At 64.3% G+C, this 20,054-nt stretch carries 22 protein-coding genes; 14 read left to right on the top strand and 8 right to left on the bottom strand.

The genetic code is table 11. The features are described from left to right. Window positions 1–70: 70 nt before the first annotated feature. The 4 genes from WIN67_RS21130 to WIN67_RS21145 form a co-directional block, all read right to left on the bottom strand. Window positions 71–1,879, bottom strand: a complete 1,809-nt coding sequence (locus WIN67_RS21130) for an aminopeptidase P family protein (RefSeq protein WP_339070008.1) — start codon at window positions 1,877–1,879, stop codon at window positions 71–73. Window positions 1,880–1,934: 55 nt separating this feature from the next. After that, entirely contained in the window at window positions 1,935–3,104 is a 1,170-nt protein-coding gene (locus WIN67_RS21135) for a cysteine desulfurase family protein (RefSeq protein WP_268563006.1), read from the bottom strand. A 210-nt stretch (window positions 3,105–3,314) separates the two neighbouring features. After that, window positions 3,315–3,929 carry a LysE family translocator gene (locus WIN67_RS21140; protein ID WP_123394244.1) on the bottom strand — a complete coding sequence of 205 codons (615 nt, stop codon included), beginning with the start codon at window positions 3,927–3,929 and terminating at the stop codon, window positions 3,315–3,317. Between the two features lie 103 nt (window positions 3,930–4,032). Beyond that, on the bottom strand, window positions 4,033–4,293 hold the full coding sequence (locus WIN67_RS21145; RefSeq protein ID WP_102880371.1) for a hypothetical protein: 261 nt from the start codon (window positions 4,291–4,293) through the stop codon (window positions 4,033–4,035). A 399-nt stretch (window positions 4,294–4,692) separates the two neighbouring features. Between WIN67_RS21145 and msuE the strand changes: the two genes are divergently transcribed. From msuE to WIN67_RS21165, 4 genes are all read left to right on the top strand, one after another. Beyond that, a complete protein-coding gene (msuE, locus tag WIN67_RS21150) occupies window positions 4,693–5,256 on the top strand; it encodes an FMN reductase (protein ID WP_102860977.1) in 564 nt (187 codons plus the stop codon). Window positions 5,257–5,265: 9 nt separating this feature from the next. Further along, window positions 5,266–6,405, top strand: a complete 1,140-nt coding sequence (gene ssuD / locus WIN67_RS21155) for an FMNH2-dependent alkanesulfonate monooxygenase (RefSeq protein WP_102880373.1) — start codon at window positions 5,266–5,268, stop codon at window positions 6,403–6,405. Window positions 6,406–6,539: 134 nt separating this feature from the next. Then, window positions 6,540–7,727 (top strand): acyl-CoA dehydrogenase family protein, encoded by a 1,188-nt coding sequence (locus WIN67_RS21160; RefSeq protein WP_339070009.1) that lies wholly within the window; start codon window positions 6,540–6,542, stop codon window positions 7,725–7,727. A 24-nt stretch (window positions 7,728–7,751) separates the two neighbouring features. Continuing rightward, the gene (locus WIN67_RS21165) at window positions 7,752–8,852 is read left to right on the top strand and encodes a sigma-54 interaction domain-containing protein (RefSeq protein WP_170002703.1); all 1,101 of its coding nucleotides are present in this window, start codon (window positions 7,752–7,754) and stop codon (window positions 8,850–8,852) included. Here the strand turns inward: WIN67_RS21165 and WIN67_RS21170 are convergent. Beyond that, window positions 8,849–9,211, bottom strand: a complete 363-nt coding sequence (locus tag WIN67_RS21170) for an antibiotic biosynthesis monooxygenase (RefSeq protein ID WP_339070010.1) — start codon at window positions 9,209–9,211, stop codon at window positions 8,849–8,851. The genes WIN67_RS21165 and WIN67_RS21170 overlap by 4 nt on opposite strands. Window positions 9,212–9,319: 108 nt before the next feature. Here WIN67_RS21170 and soxR point away from each other — a divergent pair, with 108 nt between their 5' ends. Further along, on the top strand, window positions 9,320–9,787 hold the full coding sequence (gene soxR, locus WIN67_RS21175) for a redox-sensitive transcriptional activator SoxR (protein WP_123394240.1): 468 nt from the start codon (window positions 9,320–9,322) through the stop codon (window positions 9,785–9,787). 96 nt (window positions 9,788–9,883) lie between these two features. On the opposite strand, the gene WIN67_RS21180 is transcribed toward soxR, so the two are convergent. The 3 genes from WIN67_RS21180 to WIN67_RS21190 all read right to left on the bottom strand — a co-directional run bounded on the left by WIN67_RS21180 (window position 9,884) and on the right by WIN67_RS21190 (window position 12,636). After that, window positions 9,884–10,654, bottom strand: coding sequence for a MetQ/NlpA family ABC transporter substrate-binding protein (locus WIN67_RS21180; RefSeq protein ID WP_102880379.1), 771 nt, complete (start codon window positions 10,652–10,654; stop codon window positions 9,884–9,886). Between the two features lie 88 nt (window positions 10,655–10,742). Then, window positions 10,743–11,408: a methionine ABC transporter permease gene (locus WIN67_RS21185; RefSeq protein WP_110597225.1), complete on the bottom strand. Its 666-nt coding sequence runs from the start codon at window positions 11,406–11,408 to the stop codon at window positions 10,743–10,745. 4 nt (window positions 11,409–11,412) lie between these two features. Beyond that, window positions 11,413–12,636 carry an SfnB family sulfur acquisition oxidoreductase gene (locus WIN67_RS21190; RefSeq protein ID WP_123394238.1) on the bottom strand — a complete coding sequence of 408 codons (1,224 nt, stop codon included), beginning with the start codon at window positions 12,634–12,636 and terminating at the stop codon, window positions 11,413–11,415. A 279-nt stretch (window positions 12,637–12,915) separates the two neighbouring features. On the opposite strand from WIN67_RS21190, the gene WIN67_RS21195 reads away from it, so the two are divergent. The 9 genes from WIN67_RS21195 to WIN67_RS21235 all read left to right on the top strand — a co-directional run bounded on the left by WIN67_RS21195 (window position 12,916) and on the right by WIN67_RS21235 (window position 19,952). Beyond that, a complete protein-coding gene (locus WIN67_RS21195; RefSeq protein WP_110597223.1) occupies window positions 12,916–13,383 on the top strand; it encodes a VOC family protein in 468 nt (155 codons plus the stop codon). Window positions 13,384–13,703: 320 nt separating this feature from the next. Next, window positions 13,704–14,927, top strand: coding sequence for a PepSY-associated TM helix domain-containing protein (locus WIN67_RS21200; RefSeq protein ID WP_110597222.1), 1,224 nt, complete (start codon window positions 13,704–13,706; stop codon window positions 14,925–14,927). Next, window positions 14,924–15,463, top strand: coding sequence for a thiamine pyrophosphate-binding protein (locus tag WIN67_RS21205; protein ID WP_102880384.1), 540 nt, complete (start codon window positions 14,924–14,926; stop codon window positions 15,461–15,463). The genes WIN67_RS21200 and WIN67_RS21205 overlap by 4 nt, the downstream gene beginning before the upstream one ends. Further along, the gene (locus WIN67_RS21210; protein WP_102860965.1) at window positions 15,463–15,801 is read left to right on the top strand and encodes a hypothetical protein; all 339 of its coding nucleotides are present in this window, start codon (window positions 15,463–15,465) and stop codon (window positions 15,799–15,801) included. Before WIN67_RS21205 ends, WIN67_RS21210 begins: the two co-directional genes overlap by 1 nt. Further along, on the top strand, window positions 15,798–16,370 hold the full coding sequence (locus tag WIN67_RS21215; protein WP_102880386.1) for a DUF6162 family protein: 573 nt from the start codon (window positions 15,798–15,800) through the stop codon (window positions 16,368–16,370). Before WIN67_RS21210 ends, WIN67_RS21215 begins: the two co-directional genes overlap by 4 nt. Before the next feature lie 35 nt (window positions 16,371–16,405). Beyond that, entirely contained in the window at window positions 16,406–17,335 is a 930-nt protein-coding gene (locus tag WIN67_RS21220) for a metal ABC transporter substrate-binding protein (protein ID WP_339070011.1), read from the top strand. Further along, window positions 17,332–18,075 (top strand): metal ABC transporter ATP-binding protein, encoded by a 744-nt coding sequence (locus tag WIN67_RS21225; RefSeq protein WP_110597221.1) that lies wholly within the window; start codon window positions 17,332–17,334, stop codon window positions 18,073–18,075. Before WIN67_RS21220 ends, WIN67_RS21225 begins: the two co-directional genes overlap by 4 nt. Then, window positions 18,075–18,974 carry a metal ABC transporter permease gene (locus tag WIN67_RS21230; RefSeq protein ID WP_339070012.1) on the top strand — a complete coding sequence of 300 codons (900 nt, stop codon included), beginning with the start codon at window positions 18,075–18,077 and terminating at the stop codon, window positions 18,972–18,974. Before WIN67_RS21225 ends, WIN67_RS21230 begins: the two co-directional genes overlap by 1 nt. Then, window positions 18,975–19,952: a metal ABC transporter solute-binding protein, Zn/Mn family gene (locus WIN67_RS21235; protein ID WP_110653158.1), complete on the top strand. Its 978-nt coding sequence runs from the start codon at window positions 18,975–18,977 to the stop codon at window positions 19,950–19,952. It abuts the gene before it with no gap. Window positions 19,953–20,054 lie beyond the last annotated feature (102 nt).

The following is a 20,054-nucleotide window of genomic DNA, read 5'->3' on the forward strand; positions in this document are numbered from 1 at the left end:
CACCGGCATCTGCGGCAACGCTTGAGTCGCCGCAGCCACCTCACCCGCGTTGCGCGGGTGAGGCCTTGCATCAGATCGCTGCAGTGCGCGCCTGCAACCACTCCAGCGCCGCCCCTTCCAACAGCGGACTGAGACGCCGGCGAACATCACCGTGATAAGCGTTGAGCCACTCGCGCTCATCCTGAGTCAGCAACGACGGTTCCAGGCAACGGCTGTCGATCGGGCACAACGTCAGGGTTTCAAACTTCAGGAACTCACCAAACTCGGTCGTACCTGCCTCACGGTTCAACACCAGATTCTCGATCCGCACCCCCCAACGCCCGGGACGATAGGTCCCCGGTTCGATGGAGGTAATCATCCCCGGCTGCATCGCGGTTTGCGGCGCCGGTGCGGCCTGATAGGCAATCACCTGCGGCCCCTCATGCACATTCAGGAAGTAGCCGACACCATGCCCGGTGCCATGTCCGTAATCCACGCCTTCGGCCCAGATCGGCGCACGGGCGATGGCATCCAGCAGCGGCGAAAGAATGCCCCGAGGGAACTGCGCCCGGGACAAGGCGATAACGCCCTTGAGCACTCGGGTGCAATCGCGCTTCTGCTCGGCACTCGGTTTACCGATCGGCACCATGCGGGTGATATCGGTGGTGCCGCCCAGGTACTGGCCGCCGGAGTCGATCAGCAACAGGCCATCGCCCTCGATCACCGCGTGTTCTTCAGGCGTGGCGTGGTAATGAGGCATCGCCCCATTGGCATTGAATGCGGCAATGGTATTGAAGCTCAGGGAGACATAACCCGGACGCCGCTCACGGGCGGCGGTCAGGTGTTCATCAATGGTCAGCTCGGTGACTCGTTCACGCCCCAGGGCACTCTCCAACCAGGCGAAGAATTCACAGAGGGCCGCGCCGTCTTGCTCCATGGCCTGGCGAATGTGCTCGGCGTCCGCCAGGCTCTTGCGCGACTTGGCCAAGGTAGTGGGATTGAGCCCTTCCAGCAGCTTCACCCCGGGAAGCAGATTGTCCAGCAGGCCGCTGGTGACCCGTGCCGGATCAATCTGCAAGGTCGCGTCTTCAGGCACTGCGCGCAGCGCCGCCGCCACTTCCGAATAGTCCCGCAGGCTCACGCCATCCGCCTCCAGCACCCCACGCAGGTGGTCATCGACCTTGCTCAAGGCCACGAACAAAATGGCCTGCTGCTGGCTGATCAGGGCGAAGGACACAAACACCGGGTTGAACGAAACGTCCGCCCCCCGCAGGTTGAACAGCCAGGCGATATCGTCGAGGGTGGCGATGAAATGCCAATCCGCGCCACGCTCCTTCAGGGTTTCACGCAGCTTGCCGAGCTTCTCCACACGGCTCTGCGTCGCCTGTGGCGGCAAGTGTTGATACACCGGCTGATCCGGCAACGCGGGACGATCACTCCACACTTCCTGGAGCAGATCGATGTCGGTCCGCAGACGGGCTCCGCGCTCCTGCAACTTGGCGCTCAGGGTGCGGGCCGAGGCCACAGCCATCACCGCGCCATCTACCGCCACCACCGCGCCTTGCGGAGTCTGCTCCGCCAGCCAGTCCAGGGGGCCAGGCTGGCCCGGCTGCAACTTCACCAGTTCGATACCACTGCCCTTGAGCTCCTTGCTGGCCTGTTCCCAGTAACGGCTGTCAGCCCAGACTCCGGCAAAATCCGCGGTCACGATCAGCGTGCCCACCGAGCCATGGAAGCCCGACAGCCACTGGCGCCCCTGCCAGTAACCCGGCAGGTATTCCGACAGATGCGGGTCGGCCGACGGCACCAACAAGGCATGAATGCCTTCGCGGCTCATCAACTGACGGACGTGCGCCAAGCGCTGGGGGACCACTCCCTGGGTCGAAGGCTGGGTACTCATTGTGTCTCCTTAACCGGCTTATTCATTGTTATGGAAGATCGAGATCACTCGACCCTCAAGACTGGGCTCCGGCCCAGAACGCCGGAGCAGTGGCGCATGACGCCTTGATCAATTGTGCGGCGCGATCCACATCCTCCTCGGTGGTAAAACGCCCGAGGCTCAAGCGAATGGTGCGACTGGCCTGCAATGCATCGTGCCCCAGGGCCAGCAGCACATGGGAAGGCGCATTGCTCGCCGAATTGCAGGCCGAGGTCGCGGAAAACGCCAGGGACGCACTCAGTGCTGCCGAGTCGAAGCCCCCCTCGCTGAAAGTCAGGCTCAAGGTATGGGGAATGCGCTGGCTGACACTGCCATTCAAGCGCAGGCCGGCAATGCCCGCCAGTTGCTCCAGCAGTCGCTGGCGCAAGCGGACGATGGCCGCGGTTTCTTCCTCGAACAACTCACCCGCCAGGGCAAAGGCCGCGCCCATCGCGGCGATCTGATGGGTGGCCAGGGTCCCGGAACGCAATCCGCCTTCGTGACCGCCGCCATGAATCTGTGCCAGCAGCCGCTGCTGCGCCCGCGGCCCGACATACAGCGCGCCGATGCCCTTGGGGCCATACACCTTGTGGGCGGAAAACGACATCAGGTCCACCGGCCAGTGCCCAAGATCAATCGCCACCTTGCCGGCCCCCTGGGCCGCATCCACATGCAGCAGCGCACCTCGCTCACGCACCACCTGGCCAATCGCCGGGATGTCGTTGAGGGTGCCCAGTTCGTTGTTGACCAGCATCAACGACACCAGAAAAGTGTCGTCGCGCAAGGCTTCACTGACCGCCTGGGCGGTGATCAACCCGTCGGCGTCGGGCACCAGATAGGTCACCGCCACGCCGGCTTCCTGCAACTGGCGGGCGGTGTCGAGCACCGCCTTGTGTTCGATCTGGCTGGTGATGATGTGCCCACCGCTCAGGCCTCGGGCCTGCATTACGCCCTTGAGCGCCAGGTTGTTGGATTCGGTGGCGCCGGAAGTCCAGACGATCTGCTCAGGCTGCGCACCCACGCACTGTGCGACTTGTTGCCGGGCGCGCTCGACACTGCGCCGCGCCTCCTGGCCAAAAGCATGGGAACTGGACGCCGGGTTGCCGAAATTGGCGTTGAAACCCAGACATTCCAGCATGACCTGGATGACCCGCTCATCCACCGGCGTGGTGGCGGCGTAGTCGAAATAAAGAGGACGTTTGTTCATGACTGAAGACCCGCAGAGCTTGTTCCAGGATCGGCATTGGCTCAGAGAAGATGATGCACAAGCGCGCCGTACAAGAACGGCGCGTCAACAGCGGGCACTGAGCAATACGCGATCGGATGCAGTTAAAGAAGAACACCTTCGTTTAAAAGTGCGTAGGAACGCTCCTGGGACGCAGCTTAACAGGCTCGGGGCAACGCGTTGAAGCGCCGCTTAACTGATGTTCTCCAGCAGCAAGGGCGCCAGGGAAATCACCAGCAATCCGGCCATTCCCAGATTGAACAGGCGCAGCCAGCGAGGATTGCGCAGCACATTGCGCAACAGGCTGCCGCACGCGGCCCAGAGGCTGACCGTAGGGGCGTTGATCAAAGCAAACACCGCCGCGATCACCAGCACATTGGTGAAGTAGCCCTGCAACGGGGTGTAAGTGCTGATGGCCCCCACCGCCATCACCCAGGCCTTGGGATTGACCCACTGAAACGCCGCAGCCCCCCAATACCCCAAAGGTTGCCCCTGGCCCTGTTGCTCCTCGGATATGGGCCCGGAACGGGCGATCTTCCAAGCCAGGTACAGCAGGTACGCCGCTCCGACATATCGCAGCACGCTGTACAGCAACGGATAGGCCTCGAACACCGCCCCCAGGCCCAGGCCAACCGCCAGCACCAGAACGAAAAAACCGCAGCTGATGCCGAGGATATGAGGAATGGAACGGTTGAAGCCGAAGTTCACCCCCGAGGCCAGCAACAGGGTGTTGTTAGGGCCGGGCGTGATGGAAGTGACCAGGGCAAACAGGGCGAACGCCAACAGCAGGTCAACGGAAAGGGTCATGAATGCAAGGTCCTGGGCAAGGGCGATCAGGCCTCGACCCTAACTCAGGGCCTGCCTGAAACCCACGGACAGTTACGCAAAACTTCGACCCGTACAGTTCTCTTCAACTGGCCGGATGGTGTCGACTGATATTGCGCTGGGCGCTCATCTCGCCCTGGCGGTCGAACGCCGCAGGACGGCCAAGCAACTCGGCCTTTTTCTGCTGGTACTCATCGAATGACAAGCCGCGGCGATTCAAGGCTTCCAGCGCCAGTTCGCGGGTTTCCTCGGCCGTGTAGGGACGCAGCTCAGGAGTGCCCGGGCTGGCACAGCCGGCCAGCACACTAAAAACCAACATCGACAGAACAACGGAGGAAGCCTTCATGGCGAGCACCTGGAGCGGGTTGCGAACAATGAACAAAGGCTACTCGCGCCCCGGCACTGACAAAAATCATCCAGCTCGATAGTCGCTATTGACCGTTCCAAGGCCTTGGCAGTCGCTCCTTATATTCCATAAAGACCTATAAATATGGAAACAAGCTCTTTTGAGGAATAACAGCAAGCCTTTATAACAGCTGCATTGCGTTGCCCAACTGTTGCCCTGGCAACTGTTCGTCCGGCAACAGTCGATCAACAAAACAGTGCCTGCGCAACAGCAGCCAATCCGCACCGGATCGCCGGAAAGCTCCGTAATACAAGGCTTTAACGGGTTGGTACAGCTCTTGCTCCCGATCCAGGACACCTGCCATTGCTCGTAGAGCCACTGTTTAAAAAGGAACCGATCATGTCCCGTCCCTTGAACGTCGTTGCCCTCTCCGGTGGAACCTGGCGCCCGTCCCGCACCCTGGTGCTGACCCAGGCCCTGCTGGACGAACTGTCCGGGCACCTGCCGATCAACAGCCACCTCATCGAACTGGGCGATATTGCCCGTCCGCTAGGCGCAGCCCTGTCGCGCCAGGAACTGCCGGCCGAGGTCGAGGCCGAGCTCCAGGCCATCGAAAACGCCGACCTGTTGATCGTTGCCGCCCCGGTCTATCGCGGCTCCTACCCCGGGCTGCTCAAGCACCTGTTCGACCTCATCGATCTGAACGCCTTGATCGATACCCCGGTGCTGCTGGCCGCCACCGGAGGCAGCGAACGCCACGCCCTGGTGCTGGATCACCAGTTGCGTCCGCTGTTCAGTTTCTTCCAGGCCCTGACCCTGCCGATTGGCGTGTACGCCACCGAAGCCGACTTCAGCCACTACCAGATCACCAGCGAACTGTTGAAAGCCCGCATCCAGCTGGCCGCCGAACGGGCCGCGCCGCTGTTTGGCGCTCACCCGAAAAACCTGCTGAAAATCGCTTAAGGACTTGTCATGGATGTGTTCTGGTTTCTTCCGACCCACGGCGACGGCCACTTCCTGGGCACTGCCCAGGGCGCCCGCCCGGTCACCCTCAACTACCTCAAGCAAGTCGCCCAGGCTGCGGACAGCCTGGGTTACCACGGCGTGCTGATTCCCACCGGACGCTCCTGCGAAGACTCCTGGGTCATCGCCTCGGCCCTGGTGCCGCTGACCGAGCGCCTGCGCTATCTGGTGGCGATTCGCCCGGGGATCATCTCCCCCACTGTTTCCGCGCGCATGGCCGCCACCCTGGACCGGCTGTCCAACGGCCGCCTGCTGATCAATGTGGTCACCGGTGGCGACCCGGACGAGAACCGTGGCGACGGCAGCTTCCTCAGCCACAGCGAACGCTACGAAGTGACTGACGAATTCCTGCAGATCTGGCGCCGGGTGCTGCAAGGCGAAGCCGTGGACTTCGAAGGCAAGCACCTGCATGTGCAGAACGCCAAGGCACTGTATCCACCGGTGCAGAAACCCTACCCCCCACTGTACTTCGGCGGCTCCTCCGAGGCCGCCCACGAATTGGCCGCCGATCAGGTGGACGTGTACCTGACCTGGGGCGAGCCTCCGGCGGCGGTTGCCCAAAAGCTGGCCGACGTGCGCGAACGCGCTGCGCGCAAGGGCCGCACGGTGAAGTTCGGCATTCGCCTGCACGTGATCGTCCGCGAAACCGAGGACGAAGCCTGGAAAGCGGCGGACAAACTGATCGAACACATCAGTGACGACACCATCGCCGCCGCCCAGCAATCCTTCGCGCGCTTCGACTCCGAAGGTCAGCGGCGCATGGCCGCCTTGCACGGCGGTCGCCGCGATCAACTGCAGATTGCTCCCAACCTCTGGGCCGGGGTCGGCCTGGTGCGTGGTGGCGCCGGCACCGCCCTGGTGGGCAACCCGCAACAAGTGGCCGAGCGCATCAAGGAATACGCCGACCTGGGGATCGAGAGCTTCATCTTCTCTGGCTACCCGCATCTGGAAGAGGCCTACCGCTTCGCCGAACTGGTGTTCCCACTGCTGCCGGAACCCTATGCCAGCCTGGCCGGCCGCGGTGTGACCAACCTCACCGGGCCGTTCGGCGAAATGATCGCCAATGACGTGTTGCCCAACAGCCGCTGAAATCCCCAAAGCTGTTGTAGGAGCCGGCTTGCCGGCGCAGGCGATCTTCCGGCCCTCTTCGCTGGCAAGCCAGCTCCTACAGCTCGCAGCACCTTTTCCCGGCCGCCGCAACGGCCACGAACGAGGAACACCGCGTGACTGCCAAACCGCAAAGCGCCCTGTTGTCCCCCTTGCAGACCGCCCGCCAACTGGCCGCCGAGTTTGCCCTCACCGCCGTCGAACGCGATGAACGTGGCGGCACCCCCAAAGCCGAGCGTGATGCACTGCGCCACAGTGGCCTGCTGGCCCTGAGCATCCCCACCCAGTTCGGCGGGCTCGGCGCGCCCTGGAGCGAAACCCTGAACATCGTCCGCGAGTTCGCTCGGGTCGACAGCTCCATCGCCCACGTCTTCGGCTTCCATCACCTGATGCTGGCCACCGTGCGCCTGTTCGCCAAGCCCGAACAATGGCAACCCTGGTTCGAACAGACCGCGCGCAAGAACTGGTTCTGGGGCAACGCCCTCAACCCGTTGGACACCCGCACCCTGGTCAAGAACCTCGGCGGCTGGCGCGAGTTCTCCGGCAAGAAGAGCTTCTGCTCCGGGGCCAGCGATTCGGAAATGCTCATCGCCTCGGCGGTGGATGAGAGCAACGGCGGCAAATTGCTGATCGCCGCCATTCCCAGTGGTCGCAGCGGCATCACCCTGCACAACGACTGGAACAACATGGGCCAGCGCCAGACCGACAGCGGCAGCGCCACCTTTGAACGGGTCAGGGTGGAAGAGTCGGAACTGCTGCTGGACCCGGGCCCGCTGAGCACCCCGTTCGCCTGCCTGCGCCCGCTGATCGCCCAGCTGACCTTTACCCACATGTTCCTCGGCATTGCCGAAGGCGCCTTCGAGGAAGCCCGGCAATACACCCTGAGCGAAACCCGGGTCTGGCATAAATCCAGCGCCCAGGATGTGCGCCAGGACCCTTACATCCTCAGCCACTACGGCGAATTCTGGGTGGCCCTGGAAGGCATCCGCCTGCTGGTGGAACGGGCCGCCGCGCTGCTGGACAAGGCCTGGGCCAAAGGCCCGAACCTCAGTGCCGAGGAGCGCGGGCACCTGGCCACGGCGATCGCCACCGCCAAGGTTGCCGCCAGCCGCCAGGGCCTGGACCTGTGCAGCCGGCTGTTCGAAGTCACCGGCGCACGCTCGACCCACGCCTCCCTGCGCCTGGACCGCCACTGGCGCAACCTGCGCACCCAGACCCTGCACGACCCGCTGGACTACAAGCTCCACGAACTGGGTGACTGGGCACTGAACCAGTCCCTGCCGACCCCGACTTTTTACTCCTAGCCCTTTTGTTCACGGAGAGTGCCGATGCAGCTGCTGACCCTACCGCCTTCGCCCGCCCTGGCGACCTCGATCCGCGCCACCGCCCAGGTGTTCGAGGACCCGAAATCCCAGGCCCTGCTGGCGCACCTGCAACAGGTGGCACCCAGTGAAGCCAGCGTGCTGATCATCGGTGAAACCGGGACCGGCAAGGAGCTGGTAGCACGCCATATCCACAACCTCAGCGCCCGGCGCAACCGGCCGTTCGTGGCGGTGAACTGCGGCGCCTTCTCCGAATCCCTGGTGGAGGCCGAACTCTTCGGCCATGAAAAAGGCGCCTTCACCGGCGCCCTCAGCGCCAAGGCCGGCTGGTTCGAAGAGGCCGACGGCGGCACCCTGTTCCTCGACGAGATCGGCGATTTGCCCATGGCCATCCAGGTCAAGCTGCTGCGGGTGCTGCAGGAGCGCGAAGTGGTGCGCCTGGGCTCGCGCAAAAGCATTCCCATCGATGTGCGGGTCCTGGCCGCCACCAACGTGCAACTGGAAAAGGCCATCAACGCCGGGCACTTTCGCGAGGACCTGTATTACCGCCTGGACGTGGTCAGCCTGGAACTGAGCCCGCTGCGCGAACGCCCCGGCGACATCCTGCCCCTGACCCGGCATTTCATCGAGGCCTACAGCCAGCGCCTGGGCTACGGCAGCATCAGCATCAGCAAAGAGGCCGAACACAAACTCAAGAGCTACAGCTGGCCGGGCAACATTCGCGAACTGGAAAACGTCATCCACCACACCCTGTTGATCTGCCGCAACGGCGTGATCGAGCGCGATGACCTGCGCCTGTCGAACATGCGCATCGAGCGTGCCGACGACAGCCATCCCAGCCACGACGACTCCGCCGAAGCGCTGCTGGACCGGGCCTTCCAGAAACTCTTCGCCGAACAGGCCGGCGCCTTGCATGAAAAGGTCGAGGACGCCCTGCTGCGGGCGGCCTATCACTTCAGCCACTACAACCAGGTGCACACCGCCAACCTGTTGGGCCTGAGCCGCAACGTCACCCGCACCCGGCTGATCAAGATCGGCGAACTGGCGGTCAACAAGCGGCGCCCGGTGGACGCCCACAGCGAACGCACCCTGCAGTTGTCGATCTAGAGCAGGTTGCAGTGCAAGGCATTGTCCTGGCTGCGGGCAATACTGCTCAGCACCTGGAACGAACCGAAGGTCACGGTCTTGGCCTGATGGGTCAGGATCAACTGCCAGAAATCCTGCTCGCCGCTCTCGAAACGCTCGAAGGCCGCCTCGCCGGCTTCCCGGGATTGCCATTGCAGGTAATTGAGCACCCGCCGACCGTCGTCGCTGGCCTGCACACTGGCACTGAGAAAGCCGTCATAGCCCTGGGCCAGGCGCTCGGTCTGCGCGGACAAGGCCGACACCAGAGCCACCTGCTGGTGCGGTTCGATCTCGAACTCGATCAACTGGGTGAAACTGCGGTTTCTCTCAAATGCGGTCATGAACAGCTCCTTACAGCGGTCGGACAGAATCTTGCGATTGAATGCGCTGCAGGGTAAAACCTCTAGTTAAGTCAAGGTCAAGCCTGTTTTTCATCCTGGTGCCCTTTAATGATCGAACCCGACGCCCTCCACAAAGAACTGACGGTGGGCCAGCTCTCGGCCCGCAGCGGCGTGGCCGTGACCGCGCTGCACTTCTACGAAAGCAAAGGACTGATCAAGAGCAACCGCAACGCCGGCAACCAGCGGCGCTACCCGCGTTCGGTGCTGCGTCGCGTGTCCCTGATCAAGGTGGCCCAGCGCCTGGGCATTCCCCTGGCAGAGATTGGCCAGGCCCTGGCGACCCTGCCCGCCGACCGCGCGCCCACTGCCGCGGACTGGCAGCGCCTGTCGGAACAGTGGAGCCGCGAACTGGACGAACGCATCCGCCAACTGAGCCTGCTGCGCGAGCGGCTGAACCAGTGCATTGGTTGCGGCTGCCTGTCCATGGAAGGGTGTCCGTTGCGCAACCATGGGGATGCCCTGGGAGACGCCGGCCCGGGCGCTCGCCTGCTGGAGCCCGACGCCACCACCCGGTAGCCGGCTTCCCTCGTAGGAGCCGGCTTGCCGGCGAAAGCGATCTCACGAGCCTCTTCGCTGGCAAGCCAGCTCCTACGGCCGGGGATGGGGCGATGCTCAGAAGCCGGGGGCGATCTGGCCTTTGTAGCGGGTCAGGATGAATTGGCGCACAGCGTCGGAGTTCAGCGCCTTGGCCAGTTTCTGAATCCGCGGGTCGTTGCGGTTGTCCGGGCGGGCCACCAGGAACTCGATGTACAGGTCCTTGCCCTTCTCTACGATCAAGGCGCTGTTGGTGTCGATCCCGGCCTCCAGGGCGTAGTTGGCGAAGACGAACGCCAGGTCCACCTGGCTCACCGAACGGGCCAGCAAGGCGCCTTCCAGTTCACGGATCTTCAGGTGCTTGGGGTTGTCGACGATGTCACGCGGGGTGGCCAGGGTGTTGCTCGGGTCCTTGAGCTTGATCAGCCCCGCCTCATGCAGCAGCACCAGGGCACGACCGGTGTTCACCGGGTCGTTGGGAATCGACACCGTGGCGCCGTCCTTGAGCTCGGCAATGTGCTTGATCCTGGTGGAATAGGCACCGAAGGGCTCGATGTGCACCCCCACCACCGGCACCAGGTCGGTGTGCCGGGTCTTGTTGAAGTCATCGAGGAACGGCCGGTACTGATAGTAGTTGGCGTCGAGGTTCTTCAACGCCAATTGCTGGTTGGGCTGGATGAAGTCGGTGAAGACCTTGATGTCCAGGTCCACGCCCTCCCTGGCCAACTCGGGTTTGACGAATTCGAGGATCTCGGCGTGAGGAACCGGGGTGGCGCCCACCACCAGCTTCTCGTTGGCATGCACGCTCAAGGACAGCACAGCGGCCAATACGGCCAGGGTCTTTTTCATGAAGTTGCTCCTAAGGCAGATGACTGACAGCCGTCGTGAGGCGCACGTGGGCCGTGTGTTTTGGGTGTTTGTTATTCACGGGTTTGATTCAACGTCGGCTGTAGCGCGCCACCAGACGGTCGCCGGTCATCTGCAGGGCCTGCACCAGCACCAGCAGCAAGACCACGGTGACCAGCATCACGTCGGTCTGGAAACGCTGGTAGCCGTAGCGAATGGCCAGGTCCCCCAGCCCGCCAGCGCCGATCACTCCGGCCATGGCGGTGTAGTCCACCAGCACGATGGCGGTCACCGTGACCGCTGCCAGCAGGCCACCTCGGGCTTCGGGCAACAACGTGTGGCGGATGATCTGCCAGGTGCTGCCGCCCATGGCCTGGGTCGCCTCCACCACTCCACGGTCCACCTCCCTCAGGGCGGTTTCCACCAGCCGGGCAAAGAACGGTGTACAGCCCACCACCAGCGGCGGGATGGTGCCCGGCACGCCGAGGGAGGTGCCCACCAGCAGGGTGGTCAGGGGAATCAGCACGATCAGCAGGATGATGAAGGGCAACGAACGCAGCACGTTGACCAGCACCGACAGCACTCGATAGATGCCCTGGGCTTCATGCAACTGGCGCTGGCCGGTGAGAAACAGCAGCACCCCCAGCGGCAGCCCCAATAGCACGGTAAAGCCCAGGGCCGCACCGAGCATGCTCAGGGTGTCGAGACAGGCCTGGGCGATATCGGCCCAATAAATGTTCTTGAACCACTCGGCCATGGCATCAGGACCAATCGTGGCGCGGTGGCTTGATGTCGTTGAGCAGCCAGTTGCCCACCACGTGGTACTTCCAGCGCACCGGGTCGTGCAGGGTGTGCACCCGGGCATTGCGCCAGTGGCGGTCGAAGTTGTGGCGCTTGAGTGTCGAGCGGGTGCCACCCAACTCGAACAGCTTGTTGCTGGCCTCGATGGCGATCTCGGTGGTCAGCACCTTGGCCTTGGCCACCGCCAGGGAAGCCCGGGCGACACTGTCTTCATCAGGTGCCGGACGCGCCGCATCCAGGGCCAGGCCGGCCCGTTCCAGCAGGGCTTCGGCGGCCTCCAGGCGGATCTCCAGGGCCCCCACCTGGATGATGGTCAGTGGATCTTCACTGGCCTTTTCCACCCCGGCGTCGATCCACGGCCGGGCGTGCTGACGAACAAAGGCGATGGTGTCCCGTAGCGCCGCCCGGGCTATGCCGGCGTCGATGGCCGCCGTGGTCAGCTGGGCGAAGGGCCCGGCCAGGGTCGGGCTTTCATAGGAGCGATAGGTGGGGAACAGGTTGAAGGCCGGCACCAGCAGGTTTTGCGCCAGCACCGTGCCGCTGGACGTGGTGCGCTGGCCGATGCTGTCCCAGTCATCGATCACCACCAGCCCTTCGCTGCCCCGGGGCACAAAGGCCAGTTGCCCGCGGCCCTGCTCGTCCAGGGCCAGCACCGCCAGCCAGTGGGCGTACAGCGAACCGGTGCAGTAACCCTTGCGGCCGTTGATCACGTAACCGTCACCTGAGCGCCGGATGCTGGCCTGAATGTCCTGAACGTTCTTGCCGCCGGTTTCCGACAGCGCATTGGCAAAACGGTGGCCTTGCAGGGCCAGGGCAAAAAAATGCGCCTGCTGCTCCGGGGTGCCTTGCAGGCGGATGTCTTCCAGCAGGCAGTAGTGATTCTGCGGGATCTGCCCCAGGGACGGATCGGCGGCGGAAATGATGGCGATCACCTCGGCCAGCACCGCGTAGGACACCTGTGCACCGCCATATTCCCGGGGCACGCTGATGCCCCACAGGCCACTGTTGGAATACAGGTCGACCACCTGCGACGGCACCTCACGAGTGCGGTCGCGCTCGGCGTCCTGCTCCAGCAGGACGGCAGCCACGCGCCGGGCCACGATCAACGCTTCGGCGCCATCGCGGATCACATGGGCGGCCGGGGTATGCAGGGGATAAAAGGCAGATTCAGGCAATGAAGACATACAGCGCTCTCGGGCGAATGAAGGTTCCACCCCGCCATTGCAGCTTCTGTGCCGAAAGATCAGCCCTGTGAATTCAAGGGCTTACAGCCCGTTCCTGGCGGTTGCCCAGCGGGCCGCCAGACAAATTGCTGGAGGGCTGTTGTTGGGCCAACAGTGAGTCGCTGTTGCCTGGACGACACCTCGTCAGCCCACACCGGTACCGAAGGTTCCCGGGTATAGAGTGAAAGCTGCTCGATCCAGCGACGGACCCGTTTCCAACAACATCAAGGAGAAACCCAGATGAGCGTCAAACCCATTCCCGAAGGCTTCAACGGCGTCACTCCCTACTTGGGCATCAAGCGCGCCGCCGAGGCCATCGAGTTCTACAAGCAGGCCTTCGGCGCGGTGGAAACCATGCGCCTGGAGATGCCCGACGGCAGCGTGGGCCATGCCGAACTGCGCATCGGCGGCTCGGCCATCATGCTCGGCAGCCCCTGCGAGGAAACCCCGATGGAAAGCCCGGACAGCCACAAGACGTCGGTTGGGCTGCATCTGTATGTGGAGGATGTCGATCGCAGCTTCGCCCGGGCATTGGCCGTCGGCGGCACCGAGGTGTCGGCAGTCAAGGACCAGTTTTACGGCGACCGCAGCGGCAGCCTGCGTGACCCGTTCGGCCATGTGTGGTTCCTGGCCAGCCGCAAGGAAGACCTGAGTACCGAGGAAATCAGCCGGCGGGCGCAGGAAATGTTCCAGCAACAACCCCACTGACACGCCCTGGCGCCCAAGACCGTAGGAACCGGCTTGCCGGCGAAGGTGATCTCACGCTCCCCTTCGCTGGCAAGCCAGCTCCTACACCGGTCAGCCGCCCCTGATGCACAAACCGAAAGCCCAGGAAAAACCGCATTTTTACGGGGCTTCCCTGGCTTCGTAACATTTACTTTCATATCGCCTTTCAGGATTTACGATTCTCATTCGTCTTAATTAGATGCAGCAGGCCGCGTTGGCCAAGGCTATGCCCGGCACCTTTGCGCCGGGCTCGGCCCAGGGTTCCAGTGCCGCTCCATTCCTCGAATCAAGACGCCCACTCCATGTCGAAGAAGTCCCGTTCAAAAATCTGGTTTCTGGTGCACAGCTGGCTGGCCCTGCCCATCTGGTTCTTCGTGCTGATCGTCTGTGTCACCGGCACCCTGGCGGTGGTCAGCCAGGAGATCGTATGGCTGGCCAATCCGGATATCCGAGCCAGTAAACCCAGCGATGATGCCCAGCCGCTCAATTACGACCAGATCGTGGCGGCCATCAAGCAGGCCGACCCCAGCACACGCATCGATACCATCGTGACCCCGGACGAAAGCCATTTCGCCCTGAGTGTCAGCGTCAGCTACCCGGACGGCCGTTCCCCAACGCTGTACGTCAACCCCTACACCGGGGCGATCCAGGGCACCAGCCCAGTGTTCGACTTCCAGGGCTTCACCCGGGCCCTGCATGGCTGGTGGCTGGTGCCCTTCACCAACGGCTACAGCTGGGGTTGGTACCTGGTGTCGTTCCTCGGCCTGCCGCTGCTGATTTCGTTGATCACCGGGCTGGTGGTCTACAAGAAGTTCTGGAAGGGCTTTCTCAAGCCGACCCTGCGCCTGCGCCATGGGGCACGGATCTTCTGGGGCGACTTCCACCGCCTGAGCGGCATCTGGTCCATCTGGTTTATCACGGTGATCTCGATCACCGGTATCTGGTTCCTGATCGAGGCCGTGCTCGCCGACAACCACATCAGCATTTCCAGCCAACCCATTGTTCCGGTCATCGCCCGGGAGCAGGTGCCGACCACCACCGACGGCAGCCCCGCGCCGATGATCGGCCTGGACCAGGCCATCGGCATCGCCACCCAGAAGATCCCCGGTTTCGACATCAGCTTCGTCAGCCTGCCAAGCAATGCCTACAGCCACCTGTACGTAGGCGGTCGTGGCTGGTACCCGCTGATGTACCAGACCGCCAACATCAACCCCTACACCGGCTCCCTGGACACCTCTCACCTGCTGGGGGACCGCAGCACCCTGGAGTTCGTCACCGAGTCCATGCGCCCGCTGCACACCGGTGATTTTGGCGGGATCTGGGTCAAGCTGATCTGGTTCTTCTTCGGTCTGGTGCTGAGCATGATGGTCCTCAGCGGGCTGTTGATCTGGACCAAGCGCACCGCCCTGGCCACCGCCAACGCCCTCAAGCGTGAGGAGAAGGCCGCTCGGGCGCGTCCCGCGAGCAAACCCGTGCCGACGCCCACCCCGGCCATGAGCATCGAAACTTCGGAGAGCCACCCGTGAGCCAGACCCACAGCGCAACCGCGCCTTCGCAGCTGAGCCGGCTTTGGCATAAATGGCGCTTTCACCTGAACATCCTGCTGTTGCTGATCCCCCTGGGCTTCATGCCCAAGTACCTCGCCGATGCCTCGTTGTTTCGCGGCGACAGCGGCCTGGGGGAACGGGAGATCGGTGAAATCCAGGTCGGCCCCTGGAGCCTGCGCCTGGCCGAGATGCGCAACGAAGCGCCGCGCAGCGATGGCCCCGCCGGCTACCTGAAAAGCTTCAACGCCGCCCTGTGCCAGGCCTGCATCGAACCGGTCAAGGCGACCTACCTGCGCATCGGCAAACCCCGCAGCCTGCGGGCCGCCGGGGTGATCTTCTTCGGCAGCCCGTACCGCATGGGGGCCAGCCTGCCGATTCCGCAAAAGACCAAAGCCGACGCTGAGCTGTGGATCACCCTGGAAGGCTGGGACGGCAGCATGCACCAGGCATCCATTCCCCTGAGCCAGGCGTCCCCCGCCACCGTGGCCTGGCTCGAAAAACAAGGAGGCAAATGATGATTCGCGCAGTATCCACCCGGCGCCTCGGCGCCGCTGCCCTGTTGCTGCTGGGTGCCGCCTTCAGCCACAGCGCCCTGGCCCACAACCCGATGTGCGAGTGCAAGGCCATCGACGCCGAGCAGATCCGCTGCACCGGCGGTTTTTCCGATGGCAGCGGCGCTCCGGGGGTGACCCTGGACGTGATCGGCTACGACGAAACCATCCTCGTGCCAGGCAAGCTCGGCAGCGATTCGACCCTGACCTTCAAGAAACCCTCCAGCGAGTTCTACGTGCTGTTCGATGCCGGCCCCGGTCACGTGGTCGAGATCGACCAAGCGGATATCGAGACCCCATGACTCCTGCCACCACCCAGGTCGTGCGCCCCGCCGGCGCCGGTCACGAAACCCTCTACGTCCTGTTGCTGTGCCTGCTGATTCTGTGTGTCGCCGGCAGCGTGGTGCTGTGGCGCGGCGAAACAGTCGAAACCGCCAGCGTCGCCAGCCACCAGCTCGACGCCCGCCGCGATCTGAGCGCCGGCGAACAAGGCATCTACGCCGACCTGCGAGTGACCCTCGACGAGATCCATCTGCTGCAGGCCGAAAGCCAGACGCTGCCGAGCCCGGAGCAACTGGCCGAGGAAGGCTTCGCCCCCTTTGCCCAGGACGCCAGCTCGGTGAGCCGTGGTGGCCATGCCTGGCAATTGCAGGACCAGGCCTACCTGGGCCTGAGCCAGAACCCGCAAGTGGCCGGCTCCTTCCTGATGCGCCTGGACACCGAAGATCAGGCCAAGGTGGACATCTGGCTCAACCGCGCCCCGTCCGTCGCCGTGCCGGTCGATCTCAGCGACGCGACGCTGGCCGCCGCCGGCTGGCAACAGGTGGTCGCGCAATTCGATGCCGGGGTGACTCGCCAGCATCGTCACTGATCTTTTTGCATTCACCCGAGAGAAGAACGCTAGCCATGCCCATTTCATCGCAACGCCGCCCATTCCTGCGGGTGCTGCTGGTCAGCCTGCTGGCCCTGGTGCTCAGCCCCCTGGTCAGCGCCGACCCGGCCAAGCTCCTGCGCATCGGTATCACCCTGCACCCTTATTACAGCTACGTGGCGAACATTGTCGGCGACAAGGCCGAGGTGGTGCCGCTGATTCCCGCCGGCTTCAACCCCCACGCCTACGAGCCCCGGGCCGAAGACATCAAGCGCATCGGCAGCCTGGACGTGATCGTGCTCAATGGCGTGGGCCACGATGACTTCGCCGACCGCATGATCGCCGCCAGCGAGCGCCCGGACATCCCGGTGATCGAAGCCAACGAGAACGTGCCGCTGCTGGCCGCCACCGGCGTCGCCGCCCGGGGCGCCGGCAAAGTGGTCAACCCGCACACCTTCCTGTCCATCAGCGCCTCCATCGCCCAGGTCAACAACATCGCCCGGGAGCTGGGCAAGATGGACCCGGCCAACGCCAAGACCTACACCCAGAACGCCCGGGCCTACGGCAAGCGCCTGCGGCAGATGCGCGCCGACGCCCTGGCCAAGCTGACCCAGGCGCCCAACGCCGACCTGCGGGTGGCCACGGTACACGCGGCCTACGACTACCTGCTGCGCGAGTTCGGCCTGCAAGTCACCGCGGTGGTGGAACCGGCCCACGGCATCGAGCCCAGCCCCAGCCAGTTGAAGAAGACCATCGACCAACTGCGGGAACTGGACGTCAAGGTGATCTTCTCGGAGATGGACTTCCCCTCCACCTACGTCGAGACCATCCAGCGCGAATCCGGGGTCAAGCTCTACCCGCTGTCGCACATCTCCTACGGCGACTACAGCGCCGAGAAATACGAGAAGGAAATGAAAGGCAACCTCGACACCGTGGTCCGGGCCATCCAGGAGGCCGGGGCATGACCGCCATCGAGACCCTGCTGCGGGGCCCGGCCATCGAGTTCGACCAGGTCAGCCTGACCCTGGGCCGCACCACCATCCTCGACCGCGTGACCTTCCAGGTGCAGCCCGGCAGCGTGCACGCACTGGTGGGGCCCAACGGCGGCGGCAAGAGTTCGCTGATCAAGACCCTGCTGGGGCAGATGCCGCACCAGGGCCAACTGCGCCTGCAATGGCCCGGCGCTCCCGGCACCATCGGCTACGTGCCCCAGGCCCTGGAGTTCGACCGTGGCCTGCCGATGACCGTGGACGATTTCATGGCTGCCATGTGCCAGCGCCGCCCGGCCTTCCTTGGCCTGAGCCGGCATTACGCCCAGGCCATAGGCGAGGCCCTGGAACGGGTCGGCATGCAAGACAAGCGCAAACGGCGCATGGGCGCCCTGTCCGGGGGCGAACGCCAGCGCGTGCTGCTGGCCCAGGGCCTGATCCCGGCGCCGCAACTGCTGGTGCTGGACGAACCGATGTCGGCCCTGGACGAAGCCGGGATCCAGGTCTTCGAACGCCTGCTCCACGATTGGCGCCAGAGCGGCATCACCCTGCTGTGGATCGAGCACGACCTTGAGGCGGTGGGCCGCCTGGCGGACCGGGTCACCGGCCTCAACCGCCGGGTGCTGTTCGACGGTCCGGCGCAACAAACCCTGACTCCGGAGCGCCTGCTCAGTCTGTTCTCCACCCATCCACGAACCGCCGGGAGCGCTGCCTGATGACCTATGAAGCATTTCGCCTGATGGTCCAGGGTTGGGCCTCGGCCGGCTACCTGCCCGAAGCCCTGGCCTATGGCTTTGTGGTCAATGCGTTGCTGGCCGGCCTGCTGATCGGACCGGTCCTGGGCGGCCTGGGCACACTTGTCGTAGTCAAGCGCTTCGCCTTCTTCTCCGAAGCCGTGGGCCATGCGGCGCTGACCGGGGTGGCCATCGGTATCCTGCTGGGCGAACCCTACACCGGCCCCTACGGCAGCCTGTTCGGCTATTGCCTGCTGTTCGGCATCCTCCTCAACTACCTGCGCAACCGCACCGGGCTGGCTCCGGACACCCTGATCGGGGTGTTCCTCTCGGTGTCCCTGGCCCTGGGCGCCAGCCTGCTGCTGATCCTGGCCGGCAAGATCAACGTGCACATTCTGGAAAACGTGCTGTTCGGCTCGGTGCTCACGGTCAACGGCAACGACCTCTTGGTGCTGTTGATCGTCGGCTCCCTGGTGCTGGGCCTGAGCCTGCCGCTGTACAACCGCATCATGCTGGCCAGCTTCAATCCGCAGCTGGCGGCCGTGCGCGGAGTGGCGGTGAAGACCCTGGACTACCTGTTCGTGGTCCTGGTGACCCTGATCACCGTGGCCGCGGTGAAGGTCATCGGCGCGATCCTGGTGGGCGCGCTGCTGGTGATTCCGGCCGCAGCGGCCCGCCTGCTCAGTCAGTCGCTCAAGGGCTTCTTCTGGATCTCGGTGAGCATCGCCACCGTCAGCACCTTGTGCGGCATCTTGCTGCCCATCGTCTTCGACCTGCCGGTGCCTTCCGGCGCGGCCATCATCCTGGTAGCCGGCGTGGCCTTCGCCCTGGCCGCCATCGCCCGCGGCACCGTCCCCAGCCTGAAAGGGAATATCGGATAAATGCACAGTTCACTGCGTCACTTGTCATTGCCTCAACTGAGCCTGGCCCTGATCCTCGGCGGCCTGATCAGCAGCCCGGCCCTGGCCGAGCGCGACCACTTCGAACCGATGCGCGTGGTGGCCAGCCACGGCATGGGCAATACCGCGCTGCACAGCGCCGCCTCGCAGAAACCGCTGACGGTGCTGGCCTCGCTGCCGGTGACCTTCGGCCTGGGGCAGATCCTGCTGCAGGGCACCCACGTCAAGCTGGAACGGGCGGCCCCGGCCAATCTTCCCGGCTCGCGGCAGACCGCCTATTTCACCGGGCGCGGCGCTGCAGCCCTGAGCAAGCTGGCGCTGGATGCCGACGCGGTGATCGGCCTGCGCTCGATCTGGCCGGACGACCCGCTGTACCCCAATGCCCGGCGCAGCAATATTCGTATCGTCGAGATCGATGCCGCGCGCCCGGTGGATGGCGCCCTGGCCGGGGTGGCCCTGCAACCGGGCCAGAGCGACGGGCTCAATGCCCAGCCCTGGCTGTCCAGCAACAACCTGGGACGCATGGCCGACGTGCTCGCGGCCGACCTGGTACGCCTGGCGCCCGAAGCCAAGCCGCAGATCGAGCGCAACCTGGCGGGAATCAAACAACGCCTGCTCAAACTCAGCGCCGACAGCGAAGCGCGCCTGGCCGAGGCCGACAACCTCAGCGTGCTGAGCCTCTCCGAGCACTTTGGCTATCTGGTCAGTGGCCTGAACCTGGAACTGGTGGGAGTCGACGCCCGCGCCGACAACGAATGGACGCCCGAAGCGCTGCAGAAGCTGCAAGCCCGGCTCAAGGACAACGACGTGGCCCTGGTCCTGCACCACCGCCAGCCGTCCGAGGCACTGAAAGCCGCCATCAGCGCCGGTGGCAGCCAGTTGCTGGTCCTTGAAACCGACGGCGCCGACCCGCTCAGCGAACTGGAAGGCAACCTGCAAAAAGTCACCCAGGCCCTGTAGCCGCTGCCGCAGGCTGCAAAGGCCTGGGCGGCACTCCGGCGCAGAGACGCGGCGCTCGACAGTAATCGCCAGGCAAGGTCCTGCGGACCTTTGCGCAGCTTC

The sequence above is a fragment of the Pseudomonas idahonensis genome, from assembly GCF_037903935.1.
Lineage (GTDB): Bacteria > Pseudomonadota > Gammaproteobacteria > Pseudomonadales > Pseudomonadaceae > Aquipseudomonas > Aquipseudomonas danubii.

Coding starts and splice junctions, on each gene's coding strand:
- WIN67_RS21130 (WP_339070008.1), bottom strand. CDS start 1,879: ATGAGTACCCAGCCTTCGACCCAGGGAGTGGTCCCCCAGCGCTTGGCG.
- WIN67_RS21230 (WP_339070012.1), top strand. CDS start 18,075: ATGACCTATGAAGCATTTCGCCTGATGGTCCAGGGTTGGGCCTCGGCC.
- WIN67_RS21210 (WP_102860965.1), top strand. CDS start 15,463: ATGATTCGCGCAGTATCCACCCGGCGCCTCGGCGCCGCTGCCCTGTTG.
- WIN67_RS21195 (WP_110597223.1), top strand. CDS start 12,916: ATGAGCGTCAAACCCATTCCCGAAGGCTTCAACGGCGTCACTCCCTAC.
- WIN67_RS21200 (WP_110597222.1), top strand. CDS start 13,704: ATGTCGAAGAAGTCCCGTTCAAAAATCTGGTTTCTGGTGCACAGCTGG.
- WIN67_RS21225 (WP_110597221.1), top strand. CDS start 17,332: ATGACCGCCATCGAGACCCTGCTGCGGGGCCCGGCCATCGAGTTCGAC.
- soxR (WP_123394240.1), top strand. CDS start 9,320: ATGATCGAACCCGACGCCCTCCACAAAGAACTGACGGTGGGCCAGCTC.
- WIN67_RS21165 (WP_170002703.1), top strand. CDS start 7,752: ATGCAGCTGCTGACCCTACCGCCTTCGCCCGCCCTGGCGACCTCGATC.
- WIN67_RS21190 (WP_123394238.1), bottom strand. CDS start 12,636: ATGTCTTCATTGCCTGAATCTGCCTTTTATCCCCTGCATACCCCGGCC.
- WIN67_RS21235 (WP_110653158.1), top strand. CDS start 18,975: ATGCACAGTTCACTGCGTCACTTGTCATTGCCTCAACTGAGCCTGGCC.
- WIN67_RS21145 (WP_102880371.1), bottom strand. CDS start 4,293: ATGAAGGCTTCCTCCGTTGTTCTGTCGATGTTGGTTTTTAGTGTGCTG.
- WIN67_RS21135 (WP_268563006.1), bottom strand. CDS start 3,104: ATGAACAAACGTCCTCTTTATTTCGACTACGCCGCCACCACGCCGGTG.
- WIN67_RS21220 (WP_339070011.1), top strand. CDS start 16,406: ATGCCCATTTCATCGCAACGCCGCCCATTCCTGCGGGTGCTGCTGGTC.
- msuE (WP_102860977.1), top strand. CDS start 4,693: ATGTCCCGTCCCTTGAACGTCGTTGCCCTCTCCGGTGGAACCTGGCGC.
- WIN67_RS21140 (WP_123394244.1), bottom strand. CDS start 3,929: ATGACCCTTTCCGTTGACCTGCTGTTGGCGTTCGCCCTGTTTGCCCTG.
- ssuD (WP_102880373.1), top strand. CDS start 5,266: ATGGATGTGTTCTGGTTTCTTCCGACCCACGGCGACGGCCACTTCCTG.
- WIN67_RS21215 (WP_102880386.1), top strand. CDS start 15,798: ATGACTCCTGCCACCACCCAGGTCGTGCGCCCCGCCGGCGCCGGTCAC.
- WIN67_RS21170 (WP_339070010.1), bottom strand. CDS start 9,211: ATGACCGCATTTGAGAGAAACCGCAGTTTCACCCAGTTGATCGAGTTC.
- WIN67_RS21185 (WP_110597225.1), bottom strand. CDS start 11,408: ATGGCCGAGTGGTTCAAGAACATTTATTGGGCCGATATCGCCCAGGCC.
- WIN67_RS21180 (WP_102880379.1), bottom strand. CDS start 10,654: ATGAAAAAGACCCTGGCCGTATTGGCCGCTGTGCTGTCCTTGAGCGTG.